Source organism: Methylocystis bryophila (genome assembly GCF_027925445.1).
In the GTDB taxonomy this organism is placed as follows: Bacteria; Pseudomonadota; Alphaproteobacteria; order Rhizobiales; family Beijerinckiaceae; genus Methylocystis; species Methylocystis bryophila.
The window spans coordinates 1,356,305-1,369,043 of the sequence record NZ_AP027149.1 but is presented as its reverse complement, the minus strand read 5'-3'; the positions used below and the strand labels follow the sequence as shown (position 1 = coordinate 1,369,043).

Sequence of the window (12,739 nt, the reverse complement as noted above, 5' to 3'; positions counted from 1 at the left end):
TCTCTTCGACGGCGGCGGCTCCGTAGCGGCCGGCGAAAGGCCGTGAGGAGCCGCCATGTTCGCTTCCCTCGTCGACGGCCTGCTGCAAAACCAGATCCTGACCGGCGCCTTTGGCGCGATGGCGCTCGGCTGGGTCGCCTATCAGGCGAAGTCCCTCCCGGCGGCGATCTATGGCCTCGCGAGCGGGCTCTTTTGCGTGCGCGTGACGATGGACAGCAGCCGCGCCTTCTTCCTCGACGTCGATCGGGCGCTCTCGGCGCATCGCGTCAAGATCAACAAGGCCTTCGAGTTCCAGAACCTGGAACTCACCACAGGCTTTGGGCGGGGCCTCGCCCGCTGGGAGGGCATGTGGGTCAGCTACAACAAGGCGAAGGACGAATCGGCGCAGGCCGCCGTCCGCATCGTGCTGACCATGACCTTCTACACATCCGACGTCGAGCGGGTCAGGAGACTCCTGATGTCGGCCATCCCCGCGGAGGCGAACCAGAACTCGATCACCATCGCCGTCGAGCGGGGGACCGGCTGGATCGGGACCTATAAGCGCAAGAGACGCCTCGACACGGTCTTCGTCGAGGGAGATGTGGGCCGCAGGATCGTCGCGCGCCTCAAATGGTTCGACGCGAATGCGGAGTGGTACGATCGGCGCGGCGTGCCGCGAAAGATCGGCTTCATCCTGCACGGCCCGCCCGGCACGGGAAAGACCTCGCTCATCCATGCGATCGCGTCCGAGCTCAATCTCGACGTCTTCTACGTCACCTCGCTCTCGCTGATGGCGCAGAAGATGGACACGGTCACCGCGCGATCGCTCCTCGTTATCGAGGATATCGACACGCTGTCGGCGGGCCTCAACCGAACGAGCGCGCAGAGCGGCAAGGACGCTGCTCTTTCCTTCCCACTGCATGAGATCCTCAACACGCTGGACGGCATGCAAACGCCGGATGGTCTCAAGTTCATCATCACGACGAACCATCTCGATCGGCTGGACCCCGCGCTGCTGCGCCCGGGCCGCATCGACGAGATTTACGAGATCGGCCTGCTCGGCCTCGATGAGGCGAGGCGCATGTTCCGCGCCTTCTACGACCGAGACGGGATCACCGCCTATGCGCCGACGTCCGGCGCGCGACTCCAGCAGATGTTCTCGACGCTCAGCGCCGAGGAGGCGGAAGCCGCGCTGGCGCGGGAGGCGAGAAAGGGCGGCGTGATATTTTTGCTCTTCGCTTGATCACGCCCCGTTCGGTGGAAGCCGCTCAGGCCCAGGGCCTCTTACACTAGGGGATGAGGTGGGCGGGGCGAGATTGAGAAAGTATTAAGTCATTTAGCGGACGTCAAGAAAGCTCTCATCACAGTATTTGCCGTCATTAATTTTGCTTGTATCGAAAAATGGCTGGGGTGAGACCTTTTTATAGCGTATTTCTCCAAACAGCGTGCTGGGAGCGAAACCACTATATGTTCCCATCATTTGCTCGATTGGGTTGCCATATAAATCAATTGAGGCGTATCCTGCCTCATTCGTATTCTTAAATCTAAACACATAGGTTAGTTTGTTCCTATCCCCAGCATGGATATAGGCGTCATCTGCTTCCCAGTGCAGCCCATTCCCTTTTAGTTTCTCCAATTTATTGTGGCCATTGTTAGTGCATAGCCGCTGACCGCTAATATTAATACTATCGTCGTTTGAGCGTCTCACATAGACGACGCCGCTATGAATAGGAGTCTGTTTGTCGCCATGTATGACGTAAAGCCACGTTCCCTGTGGGTCAATAGGTGCTTGCTGCTGTCTTGGCATTGAAAGTATCAAATTTCTGATATCGTCGAGTTTTGTGTTTGTGTTATGCCGGTTTTCCATCAGGCCGGCCCCTATATCCTTTTCTGTTTTTTCGATCCTTTCTATAAAAACCTTGCTAATATGAGGCGCCTCTATTAGTAATCCGACCAAGGAGGCCGAAACGATCGCCTCGGCAAGAAACGCGAAATCCTTCGTCCTGAGAGAAGTGTTATCACCTTGTATTGTCAGCAAGAAATGGAGACAAATGCCGAGAATAAAAAGAGAGGCTATATAACTAATGGGGTTGAGGAGGAAGGCTGGAAGATTAACATTGTATGTTTCTGATATTTGCGGCACAACGAGCGCCGCAACGATTAGAGTCACAGCAATACTCAGAAGTACTGCAGTGATAACCTTGGTGGTCGGCATCCTATTTCCCCTCGGTTCTTTTAAACTGAAGATTCTAGGCGGTCGGGGCGGCAAGTTAGCGAAAGGTGGCGTGCCGGTTCCGAGTCCTTTCGCGCCAAGGCTCTGCTGAAGCTAGGGCGAGGAAAGAACGCATCACTTGCGAGAAGGTTCCTCTTGTGAAGTATGAAGGCGGTGATGCGAGGTGTCTCCCCCTTTCTGCAGTGGCCGGCCAGTCGCCGCAGCGAAGACACGTTGTGTTAGACTGGCCGAGCGTGCGGCGACCTACTTAACTTGAGTAGACTTTCGACGCCGCCGTCTTCCCGCCGTTGAAGATTTGCGTTTAGCGTTAACGCCCGATAGGCGCAGCCCTGTCGGAGGTCCGCAAAGATTCAAGGATCGGAGCGCCGCTCGGGAAATTGAAGAAGGCCAAGGCCGATTTCTTCCCAGCGCAGCTTGTGGCTGAGCCAAATGTGAAATCTCGGAGCGATGCGCTCAGGATCGTCCAGGCTGCAAGTCATAATATCGACGAGTTCAGGGCTGTCGTCGTTATGGTAGGTTAAGGGCGATCCGCATCGTCCGCAGAAGCGCCGCGTGGCTGACGACGAGGATCGAAACGCCGCTGGCTCTCCACGAGTGAAGGAGAATGCGGCCGACGCCACGGTGGCGAAAGGCAACGCCGGCGCCGAAGCCGTTTTTCGGCACGTCCGACAATGGCAGACGCCGCTGTCGGTCGGCTCTGCGTCGATGCGATATCTGATCGATCCGCAGAGACATCCCCCTTCCAGCATGCTGGCCTCCCGCCGGGCGTTGGGAACCGTCAGATTTTGTTCGGAGCGGCCATGGGATGGGGCGAGCGGAAGCTGCCCGAGCTCATGCGTTAATGCGCTTCGTCCGGCGCCTTGGCCTTGAGCTCTAGCGCATGCATGCCCGCCGCGAAGGCGTCCTTCAGGAGGTCGTTGACGAGCCGGTGGCGCTCGAGGCGGCTTTTCCCCGAGAAGGCCGAGGAGACGATCTCGACACGAAAATGCGTCTCGGCGCCCGGGCGGTGGCCGGCGTGCCCCGCATGGCGACCCGAATCATCGGTAACGAGCAATCTCGTCGGCTCGAGTCCCTGGCCGAGCCGCTCCTCGATCAACTGCTTGACGGCTCCGTCGCTCATTTGCGTCATGATTGTCCCTTTCTTGAGCGTCGAAGCAAGAGTCGCGCCCATCGCATCAGCTTCCTGACCGCGATTTCGTCTTGCCGCGGCGCAGCGCATCCCCATAATGGGCGAGCATGGATCTGAATTCACCCCTCTTCGACCGTATCCGCACCCGCCGCGGTCCCGAGCGGCCCGCCCGACCGACCGGAATGCGCTGCGATTCTCCGGGCTGCGAGGCGCCCGGGGAGTTTCGCGCGCCGATGGGGCGGCTGCGCGAAGGACAATATTTCTGCTTCTGCCTCGCTCATGTCCGGGAATACAATAATTCCTACAATTACTTCAATGGGATGAGCGACGAGGCGGTCGCCCGCTACCTCAAGGACGCCGCGGTCGGCCATCGCCCGACCTGGTCGATGGGCGTCAAGCGGGGGGCGGCGGGCTTTCGCCATGATGGCCCGCGCGCCTCGGATCACGCCGACCCGCTGGGGTCCTACCGGCCGCGCTACCACGGAAGCCGGACCACGGAAGGGCGTGGGCCGCGCTATTCGCCGGTGACGATGCGGGCGCTCGACGCGCTCGGCCTCGACGACGCCGCGAACGGGGAGGCGATCAAGGCCCGCTACAAGGAGCTGGTCAAGCGCCATCATCCCGACGCCAACGGTGGAGACCGCTCTCGCGAGGAAAAATTGCGGGAAATCATCCACGCCTATAGAACCCTGCGAGCCGCTCACCTCGTCTGACGGCCTCGCCGTTGGCCGGGTCTTGAGCGGGTCTTTAAGAGCCTGCGCCCAAAAGCGCGAAGCGGTCTTGGATGAGACCATGCTCGATCAGTGAATGCGGATGGCGTTCGACCGGGAGAATTTCGAACGCGCTGAGGAGGAAGAAGAGTGGTCGCCCTGGAAAAAGCCGCCGCGAATGGTTCGGGACTGCCGGACACGACAGTTTCCGCGCGCGAGCTCTTCAAGATCGACACGGACATGATGGTTCCGGCCTATTCGACGGCCGACCCGTATGTCCCGGACCTCGATCCCGACTATCTCTTCGATCGGGAGACGACGCTCGCCATTCTGGCGGGCTTCGCCCGCAATCGCCGCGTGATGGTGACCGGCTATCACGGCACCGGAAAATCGACGCATATCGAGCAGGTGGCGGCGCGCTTGAACTGGCCCTGCGTGCGCGTCAACCTGGACAGCCATGTTTCGCGCATCGACCTCGTCGGCAAGGACGCGATCGTCTTGCGTGAGGGGAAGCAAGTCACGGAATTCCGCGACGGCATGTTGCCCTGGGCGCTGCAAAACAACGTGGCGCTCTGTTTCGACGAATATGACGCGGGCCGCCCCGACGTGATGTTCGTCATCCAGCGCGTGCTGGAGGTCTCCGGCAAGCTGACGCTGTTGGATCAGAATCGCGTGATCCGGCCGCATCCGGCTTTTCGCTTGTTCGCGACCGCGAACACGGTGGGCCTCGGCGACACCTCGGGGCTCTACCATGGCACGCAGCAGATCAACCAGGGGCAGATGGACCGCTGGTCGATCGTCACGACGCTGAATTATCTGCCGCACGACGCCGAGACCAACATCGTGCTCGCCAAGGTCAAATCGTTGCAGAAGACCAAGGAGGGCAAGGACGCGGCGAACAAGATGGTGCGCGTCGCCGACCTCTCGCGCAACGCCTTCATGGCCGGCGACCTTTCGACCGTGATGAGCCCGCGCACGGTCATCACCTGGGCCGAGAACGCCGAGATTTTCGGCGACATCGGCTTCGCGTTCCGCGTGACCTTCCTCAATCGCTGCGACGAGCTGGAGCGACCGCTCGTCGCCGAGTTCTACCAGCGCTGCTTCGGCAAGGATCTGCCGGAAAGCGCGGTGAATGTGGTGATGACTTGAGGCTATGAGGCGGGGCGCGGCCGCCGCCCCCTCTCCCGCTAAGCGAAGCGAGCGGGGGAGGGTGAGGGAGGGGGCGCTCAGCGGCCCTGAGCCTTCAGGCGCTTGTTGCATTCGCTGAGGTAAGAAGGCCAAGTCGCCTTTGGATTGGCCTTCAGGATCGCGGCCTTCTTGGCGCGCCACTCGGCTCCGCACGCCTTCTCGCGCTCGATGAAGGCCTGCGTTCCGGCGCTCAGCGGCTTACCGGTCTTGGTGGTCGCAGCGCCAGCGGGCGCTTCGGCGGCCGGAGCCGCCGCGGGAGCAGCTGCCGGTGCGGGAGCCGCTGTTGGAGCCGGAGCCGCTGTCGGAGCCGCGGCTGCAGGCGTAGGCGCGGCCGGAGCTGGAGCCGGAGCCGGAGCCGGAGCGGTTGCAGGCGCCGCCGCAGCAGCGGGAGCGGCGTGGCGTGCGCGGCAATCTTTCAGGAACAGCTGCCAGTTCTGGCCATTGAGCGAACCCGCGGCCTTGGCGGCCTGATATTCCGAGCCGCACTCTTTCTGCACGCTCAAATGCTCCTGCGCCGTCGCGGCGGCCGCGGCGGCCGGCGCCGCCGCCGCAGGGGCGGGCTCCGGAGCCGCCGCCGGGCTCGCGCCCGCATGACGCGCGCGGCAATCTTTCAGGAACTCCTGCCAGCTCTGGCCATTGAGCGAGCCCGCTGCCTTGGCCGCCTGGTATTCGGAGCCGCATTCCTTCTGCACGCTGACCTGCTGCGCCTGCGCCGGAACGACGATGGCGCCCAGCGCGAGAGACGCGACGGCGAGAGGGACAAATCGGACCGACATTCTTTCTTCTCCAAACCGAGAAGCTCCCCGCGCTCGGGTGAGCAGCGCTGAAAAATGGCGGCGAGCGCGCCTCGAGCGCGCGGACCTGCATAGTTCTCCGCCTGCCGCATCGCGTATAATGACGATAATCCGAATGTCGGGACGAAGGCAATCCGAACTCGCGCGGGGAAATCGCCGGACCTCGTCGAGGAAACCGCCGAGCAGAGATGGTCGCAAAACCGCAAAACCCCCAGCGCCAAAATCCTCTGGCTTGGCGAGAGGCACAGCTCGCGCGCCACGGCGACGGAAAAGCGCGTTGCCCCTGGTGCGGCGAGGATTCGCTTTACGTCGCCTATCACGACGAGGAATGGGGCCGGCCCGAGTTCTCTTCGAAGGCGCTGTTCGAAAAGCTCGCCCTCGACGGTTTTCAGGCCGGGCTCTCCTGGATCGTCATCCTACGCAAGCGCGAATCATTCAGAAGAGCCTTCGAGGGGTTCGATCCCGAACGTCTCGCGCGCTACGACGCCGCGCGCGTCGAAGCGCTGCTCGCCGATCCGTCGATCGTGCGCAATCGCGCCAAGATCGAAGGCGTGATTCTTTCGGCCCGGGCCTTTCTCGAGATCGAGGCGAGGACGGGATTTTCCCAATATCTATGGGACTTCGTCGACGGCGCGCCGCTCGTCAACCGGCCGAAGACTATGCGCGACGTGCCGGCGCATACGCCGCTCTCCGAGCGCATCTCCAAGGATCTGCGGGCGAAAGGATTCAAATTCTGCGGCCCGACGGTCGTTTACGCCTTCATGCAGGCGGTCGGCATGGTGGACGACCATCTCGAAGGCTGCTGGCGCGCGAAGGAATGAAGCGTCAATCGGAGACGGCGACCAGCCGATTGCCGAGACGGCCCGCGAGGTCCTGGATGAATTACGGGGCGACCCGGCCCGACCGCGCGCCGCGCGTCGTCGACCATTCCAACGCCTCGGCGCGAAGCGTCTCGGGCGCGACGTCGAGGCCGTAGCGCCGCGCATAGCCCGAAATCATAGCGAGATATTCACCCTGGCTGCATTTGTGGAAACCGAGCCAGAGGCCGAAGCGATCGGAGAGCGAGACCTTCTCCTCCACGGTCTCGCCCGGATGAATGGCCGAGTCCTGCTCATTCTCGGCCATGTCCGGTGCAAGAGATGCCGCCGATTCGAGGTCGCGTAGAAGAGCATAAAAAACCTGTGTGAATGCAGGTTGCGGACTTGCCGCCATAGCCAGCTGACACACATTCCACGGCGGGCGCAGGATTCGAGGAATCATCGCCTTTCCAAGCTAGCTGGGTGTCACAAAGGAGCACGTCGCAATGTCAACGCGCGCGATGAGGACAACGATAGTCGCGGTTACGCTGGTCGCGACTGCATGTCTTAGCCCGGCCGCATTAGCGACGGAGGCTGACGACGACTGCGCCTGGCAGGACTTCAGTAACTCGATGCGGTGCTTCGACTGCATGAAACGGGTATGGACGGGCACGGGTTGGAGAATCGTGAACACTTGCCCCAACTATGAACTCCGGCGCTAGCAAGATGCAGTTTGGCGTCCGCCTCGAAGGGCAAAGGGGCTAAACTTCGGGTCGAGTGCGTTGAGCGCCCCGACGAGTGAGCCGGTTGGCGAGACGTTCATCCACAGGAATGGCCGTCCAGCCGCTTGCCCAGCCGGCCCGCAAGATCCTGGATGAATTGCCAGGCGACCCGGCCTGAGCGCGCGCCGCGCGTCGTCGACCATTCCAACGCCTCGGCGCGAAGCGTCTCGGGCGCGACGTCGAGCCCGCAGCGCCGCGCATAGCCCGCAATCATCGCGAGATATTCATCCTGGCTGCATTTGTGGAAACCGAGCCAGAGGCCGAAGCGATCGGAGAGCGAGACCTTCTCCTCCACCGTCTCGCCCGGATGGATGGCCGAGCCCTGCTCATTCTCGGCCATGTCCCGGGGCAAGAGATGCCGCCGGTTCGAGGTCGCGTAGAAGAGCACATTGGCCGGGCGGCCCTCGACGCCGCCCTCCAGAGCGCTTTTCAGGGATTTGTAACTCGCTTCGCCGACGTCGAAGGAGAGATCGTCGCAAAAGACGATGAACTGATAATCCTTGCCCCGCAGCGCCGCGAGCAGAAGGGGCAGGCTCTCGATGTCCTCGCGGTGAATCTCGATGAGCTTGAGGAGCCCCTCCCCGCTCAGCGCGCCATGCACGGCCTTGACGAGTGACGACTTGCCCATGCCGCGCGCGCCCCAGAGCAGCGCGTTATTGGCAGGCAAGCCTCGCGCGAAACGCTCGGTGTTGGAAAAAAGCAGATCGCGCGCGCGGTCGACGCCCGCGAGAAGATCGAGCGCGATACGATTGACCTCAAAGATCGGCGAGAGGACGCGCGCGTCGGCGCGCCAGACGAAAGCTTCGGCCGCGGAAAAATCCGGCTGCTGAGGCGGCGGCGGCGCAAGCCGCTCCAGCGCCTCGGCGATGCGAAGAAGAGTCTTTGAGGCTTCCGTCATGTTTCTTCCCGACGCGCCGCGCGCGGCGCTCGCTCTGCTCAATGACGAAAATGGCGCGTGCCGGTGAAGACCATGGCAAGCCCGGCCTCATTCGCCGCCGCGATCACCGCTGCGTCGTTCATCGAGCCGCCCGGTTGAATGACCGCCGTCGCGCCGGCGGCGGCCGCGGCGAGGAGGCCGTCGGGGAACGGGAAAAAAGCGTCAGAGGCGACGACCGACCCTTTAGCGAGGCTCTCGATCAAACCTGCGGTCGCAGCGGCCTCCGCCGCCTTCTGCGCGGCGATGCGAGAAGAATCGACGCGCGACATCTGGCCGGCGCCGACGCCGACGGTCGCGCCGTCCTTTGCATAGACAATCGCGTTGGACTTGACGTGCTTGGCGATGCGAAAGGCGAATTTGAGATCGGCGAGCTCCGCCTCGCTCGGCGCGCGCGTCGTCACCACCGCGAGCTTCATGTCATCGACGACGGCGTTGTCGCGATTCTGCGCCAGAAAGCCGCCGGCGACCGCGCGCAGCGCGAGGCCTGGCGCGCGAGGATCGGGGACGCCGCCCGTCACGAGCAAGCGCAGGTTTTTCTTCGCCGCGACGATGGCGACCGCCTCCTCGTCGGCTTCCGGCGCGATGATGACCTCGGTGAAGATCTCAACGATTTTCTTCGCCGCGGCGGCGTCGAGGCGGCGGTTCAGCGCAACAATGCCCCCGAAGGCCGAGACGGGATCGCAACGCAGCGCCCTCAGATAGGCCTCCTCGAGCGAGGCGCCTTCGGCGGCGCCGCAGGGATTGGCGTGCTTGACGATGACGACGGCCGCGGTCCGCGCGGGATTGAACTCCGCCACGCTTTCGAAGGCGGCGTCGGTGTCGTTGACGTTGTTGTAGGAGAGCTGCTTGCCCTGCAGCTGGCGCGCCGTCGAGACGCCGAAGCGCTTAGGGCCCCCCAGATAAAATCCGGCGCCCTGATGCGGGTTCTCGCCATAGCGCATCTCCTGCGCGAGACGTCCGCCCAGCGCGCGCCAAGGCGGAGCCGGATCGCCGATTTCTTGCGCGAGCCAATTGGAAATCGCTGCGTCATAGGCGGCGGTGCGCGCAAAGGCCTTTTGCGCGAGGCGGCGGCGCAGGGTGAGCGTCGTCGCGCCGTTCTGCGCATCGAGCTCGCCAAGCAGCGCCGCATAGTCGGAGGGATCGACGAGCACGGCGACGGAATCGTGATTCTTCGCCGCCCCCCTGATCATCGCGGGTCCGCCGACGTCAATGTTCTCGACGCAGGTCTCGAAGGCGGCGCCGCTCTCGAGCGTCGCTTCGAAGGGATAGAGATTGACGACGAGGAGATCGATCGGCGCGATGTCATGCGCGAGCATCGCCGCCTCATGCTCAGGATTCTCGCGCACAGCGAGCAGGCCGCCGTGAATGGTCGGATGCAGCGTCTTGACCCGGCCGTCCATCATCTCGGGAAACTGCGTCACGTCGGCGACGTCCTTGACGCTCAGCCCCGCCGCAGTGAGCGCCTTGCGCGTGCCGCCGGTCGAAATGAGCTCGACCCCGCGGGCCGAAAGCGCGCGCGCGAATTCGACAAGGCCGCTCTTATCGGAGACGGAAAGCAGAGCGCGGCGGACGGGGCGGCGATCCATGGGCATCGGGACTCCTGCAATGAGCCGCTCGACGCTGTCGCCTTGGCCGAACATCGACGAGAAGGCGGCGGATTTTTCAAGATTTGAGCTGCGCTCCCGACGCCACCAAGCGCCGAACCGCAAGGCTCAAGGGGAATTCGTCGCGAGGCTGGCGAGAGAGACGGGACTTGAACCCGCGACCTCCGGCGTGACAGGCCGGCGCTCTAACCAACTGAGCTACTCCCCCGCGTGCGGAGAGCGCGAAATAGGCTATGCGTCCCTCGAAGTCAAGGCTGGTGCTAGGCTTTCATGCTCAATGAGTTATGCGGCCTATGGTCGCTCGCTGCGGTCCGCCCCGCTCTTTGCTCTCCGTGCCGCCGCCGATCTTTATCCTTGCGGCAGGGAAAGACGCCCGGCGGATGCGGGAGCGAGGGGCGGCGTTGACTTCGGAGGCGTGGCGCTTACGATCGCATTTGCGTCGTGATTTTCTGTCGCTCAAAGCACTCGAGCGGAACAAGCGCGTGACCACGGAGACGTTTTTGAGACCGCCGACCCTCGCGCTCCTCGTCGTGACAGGCCTTGTGATGGGCTATTATTTCTGGTCGCTATTCGTCAACAGCCGCTACGAGGCGCTCTGCAACGTCAACTACTGGTTCGCCAGCAAGGAACAGATCGAAGCCTGCAAGGAAGCGAAGACAGAATTGGACACTCGGCGATGAAGCTCAGACCTTTCCATTCCGAAAGCTTAGAGCGCGATTTGTGCGAAAAACCGGTTTCCACTTTTTTGCATTGCGCTCTAGGCGCCACGCTTGCGCTTTTCTTGAGCGCGACGGGCGCCGGCGCGAAGGAACTCCACCTCGATTGCGCGCGCACGGATCAGAAGGTGACCCTCGGGCTCGACACCGAGCGGCGCTATCTCGAGATCATGTGGAGCGAGGGCGTCGCCGAGGAATATACGCAGGGCGAGTCTTACATCTCTGGGCCCGACAGTTTCGGCGAAAAAGAAAAGGTGACCTATGTGGTCACGATCGACAAGGACCTCGTCACCTTCGGCCAGGATCGCGCCTGCCTGCAAAGCGGCACGAAAAAGAAATGCGTCGATAGCCAGACGCGCGACACGCTCGATCTCGCGAAAGGCGAGCTGAAATACGATCTTGGCGACGAGATCGCCGTGTTCAAATGTCAGCCGGCGCCGCCGGGGCGAGGCTTCTGACAGCCCCCTCCCTATCCCTCCCCCGCAAGCGGGAGCGGGGACGCTACCGGGCGAGGCTGCGCGAAGTCGTAATCAAGCCCCGAGTCTGGGAAGGAGGCCTTCGCCTTCAGCTCGGTCGATCAGGGTCGGATCGTCGTCGCCGACGCCCGAGCGATTGACGCGCGTCGAGACGGTCCACTCCTGAAGGGCCTCATCGGGCGCGGGGCGAAGCAGCGTCGCGGGATCGTCGCCGCTCACCCAATGCTCTGCGTCGCTCCAGGACAAGAGGATCGGCATGCGATCGTGAAAGCGGCTCATCCATGGGTTGGCGGCACCGACGACGATGGTCGCGGAGAGCAACTGTTGGCCGTTCGGATCGCGCCACTGCTCCCAAAGGCCCGCGAGCGCGAGGGGCAGCCCATCGGCGCTCGAGAAATAATGCGGGATCTTGCGCCCCTTTTCGCTCGTCCATTCATAGAAGCCCGAGGCGGGCACGATGCAACGCCGCGATTTGAAAGCGTCCCGAAACATCGGCTTCTCGCTGAGCGTCTCGGCGCGCGCGTTGAAGCATGACGGCAGCTCCTGGAGCGGCTTCTTCCACCAATAAGGAATGAGCCCCCAGCGCATCGGCGTCAGCTCCAGCCCCGAAGGGCCGGCGCGGAGGACCTCGATCGCGTCCGTCGGCGCGACATTGTAGCGCGGCGCGAGATTGCGCGGCTGGCCGACGAGGTCGGCGAGCCGGCGAATCTCCGCCCAGGAGAGGTGCTGGGTGAAACGTCCGCACATGCGGACTCAGCATACATGGCTTTTGCGGAAAGAGGCGCCGGCCACATCACGCCGCCATGGCGCAGCACTTCTTGAATTTCTTGCCCGAACCGCAGGGACAGGGATCGTTGCGGCCTGGCTGCTTGCCTTTCACGACAGGCTCGGGCTTGCGGTTCGCCTCCTCCAGGAAGCACCAGCCGCCGGTCGTCTCGTCCGCGCGAAATTTCGAGCGTTCGCGGTGCGCCTGCTCATTCCCGTCGAGCGAGAAATGCGCGACGAACTCGACATAACCCTCTTTGTCGCCGGCCTTTCCATCTTCGGTCGAAAGAATGTCCAGGCCGAGCCATTGCGACTGCGTGGCCCAATGCTGCACCGCCTTGCGATCGAAGTCGTGGCGCGACTCAGGCGCGAGCGAATCATAAAGAAAGTCGATCTTGCCCAGCGCAAAGGCGCTGTAGCGCGCACGCATGAGGGCTTCGGCCGTCGGCGCGGGCTTGCCCTCCTCGAGGATCGGCGCGCAGCACGTCGCATAAGGGAGCGGCTCTTTATCTTTGACGCGGCAGGGACAGGGCTTTTCGGTCATGACCTTCTCATCACGTGGCGTTGGCGGAGATCGCGCCTTCTATCGAAGCGTCGCGGAAAGCTCCAGCGCGCGGCTTGACGCCGCG

General features: G+C 63.0%; 14 protein-coding genes, 1 tRNA gene and 1 pseudogene. 6 read left to right on the top strand and 10 right to left on the bottom strand.

From position 1 onward, the window contains the following. Positions 1–55 precede the first annotated feature (55 nt). Complete coding sequence (locus tag QMG80_RS06420; protein ID WP_085772064.1) at positions 56–1,222, top strand: AAA family ATPase; 1,167 nt, start codon at positions 56–58, stop codon at positions 1,220–1,222. Positions 1,223–1,315: 93 nt separating this feature from the next. On the opposite strand, the gene QMG80_RS06415 is transcribed toward QMG80_RS06420, so the two are convergent. The 3 genes from QMG80_RS06415 to QMG80_RS06405 form a co-directional block, all read right to left on the bottom strand. Continuing rightward, positions 1,316–2,194 carry a hypothetical protein gene (locus QMG80_RS06415; RefSeq protein ID WP_085772063.1) on the bottom strand — a complete coding sequence of 293 codons (879 nt, stop codon included), beginning with the start codon at positions 2,192–2,194 and terminating at the stop codon, positions 1,316–1,318. A 368-nt stretch (positions 2,195–2,562) separates the two neighbouring features. After that, positions 2,563–2,961: a GFA family protein gene (locus QMG80_RS06410; protein ID WP_085772062.1), complete on the bottom strand. Its 399-nt coding sequence runs from the start codon at positions 2,959–2,961 to the stop codon at positions 2,563–2,565. A gap of 89 nt (positions 2,962–3,050) precedes the next feature. Beyond that, positions 3,051–3,332, bottom strand: a complete 282-nt coding sequence (locus QMG80_RS06405; RefSeq protein WP_085773716.1) for a BolA family protein — start codon at positions 3,330–3,332, stop codon at positions 3,051–3,053. A gap of 116 nt (positions 3,333–3,448) precedes the next feature. On the opposite strand from QMG80_RS06405, the gene QMG80_RS06400 reads away from it, so the two are divergent. Then, positions 3,449–4,054, top strand: coding sequence for a J domain-containing protein (locus QMG80_RS06400; protein WP_085772061.1), 606 nt, complete (start codon positions 3,449–3,451; stop codon positions 4,052–4,054). Between the two features lie 147 nt (positions 4,055–4,201). Continuing rightward, positions 4,202–5,200 carry a cobaltochelatase subunit CobS gene (gene cobS / locus QMG80_RS06395; RefSeq protein ID WP_085772060.1) on the top strand — a complete coding sequence of 333 codons (999 nt, stop codon included), beginning with the start codon at positions 4,202–4,204 and terminating at the stop codon, positions 5,198–5,200. A 77-nt stretch (positions 5,201–5,277) separates the two neighbouring features. Here the strand turns inward: cobS and QMG80_RS06390 are convergent, their stop codons facing one another. Further along, the gene (locus QMG80_RS06390) at positions 5,278–6,015 is read right to left on the bottom strand and encodes a hypothetical protein (protein ID WP_199768969.1); all 738 of its coding nucleotides are present in this window, start codon (positions 6,013–6,015) and stop codon (positions 5,278–5,280) included. A 206-nt stretch (positions 6,016–6,221) separates the two neighbouring features. Here QMG80_RS06390 and QMG80_RS06385 point away from each other — a divergent pair, with 206 nt between their 5' ends. Next, positions 6,222–6,854, top strand: a complete 633-nt coding sequence (locus QMG80_RS06385; RefSeq protein ID WP_085772059.1) for a DNA-3-methyladenine glycosylase I — start codon at positions 6,222–6,224, stop codon at positions 6,852–6,854. Positions 6,855–6,915: 61 nt separating this feature from the next. Here the strand turns inward: QMG80_RS06385 and QMG80_RS06380 are convergent. The 4 genes and pseudogenes from QMG80_RS06380 to QMG80_RS06365 form a co-directional block, all read right to left on the bottom strand. Next, positions 6,916–7,205 (bottom strand): annotated as a pseudogene (locus QMG80_RS06380) (DUF815 domain-containing protein); the annotation flags it as partial. A gap of 444 nt (positions 7,206–7,649) precedes the next feature. Next, complete coding sequence (locus QMG80_RS06375; protein ID WP_085772057.1) at positions 7,650–8,510, bottom strand: ATP-binding protein; 861 nt, start codon at positions 8,508–8,510, stop codon at positions 7,650–7,652. 38 nt (positions 8,511–8,548) lie between these two features. Next, positions 8,549–10,141, bottom strand: a complete 1,593-nt coding sequence (gene purH, locus QMG80_RS06370) for a bifunctional phosphoribosylaminoimidazolecarboxamide formyltransferase/IMP cyclohydrolase (protein WP_085773715.1) — start codon at positions 10,139–10,141, stop codon at positions 8,549–8,551. Between the two features lie 143 nt (positions 10,142–10,284). Next, a tRNA-Asp gene (locus QMG80_RS06365) sits at positions 10,285–10,361 on the bottom strand. 274 nt (positions 10,362–10,635) lie between these two features. Here QMG80_RS06365 and QMG80_RS06360 point away from each other — a divergent pair. Both QMG80_RS06360 and QMG80_RS06355 read left to right on the top strand, forming a co-directional pair. Then, on the top strand, positions 10,636–10,833 hold the full coding sequence (locus QMG80_RS06360; protein ID WP_085773714.1) for a hypothetical protein: 198 nt from the start codon (positions 10,636–10,638) through the stop codon (positions 10,831–10,833). 101 nt (positions 10,834–10,934) lie between these two features. Continuing rightward, entirely contained in the window at positions 10,935–11,327 is a 393-nt protein-coding gene (locus QMG80_RS06355) for a hypothetical protein (protein ID WP_158658762.1), read from the top strand. 72 nt (positions 11,328–11,399) lie between these two features. On the opposite strand, the gene QMG80_RS06350 is transcribed toward QMG80_RS06355, so the two are convergent. Beyond that, positions 11,400–12,092 (bottom strand): SOS response-associated peptidase, encoded by a 693-nt coding sequence (locus tag QMG80_RS06350; RefSeq protein ID WP_085772055.1) that lies wholly within the window; start codon positions 12,090–12,092, stop codon positions 11,400–11,402. Positions 12,093–12,138: 46 nt separating this feature from the next. Then, positions 12,139–12,654 carry a YchJ family protein gene (locus QMG80_RS06345; protein WP_085772054.1) on the bottom strand — a complete coding sequence of 172 codons (516 nt, stop codon included), beginning with the start codon at positions 12,652–12,654 and terminating at the stop codon, positions 12,139–12,141. Positions 12,655–12,739 lie beyond the last annotated feature (85 nt).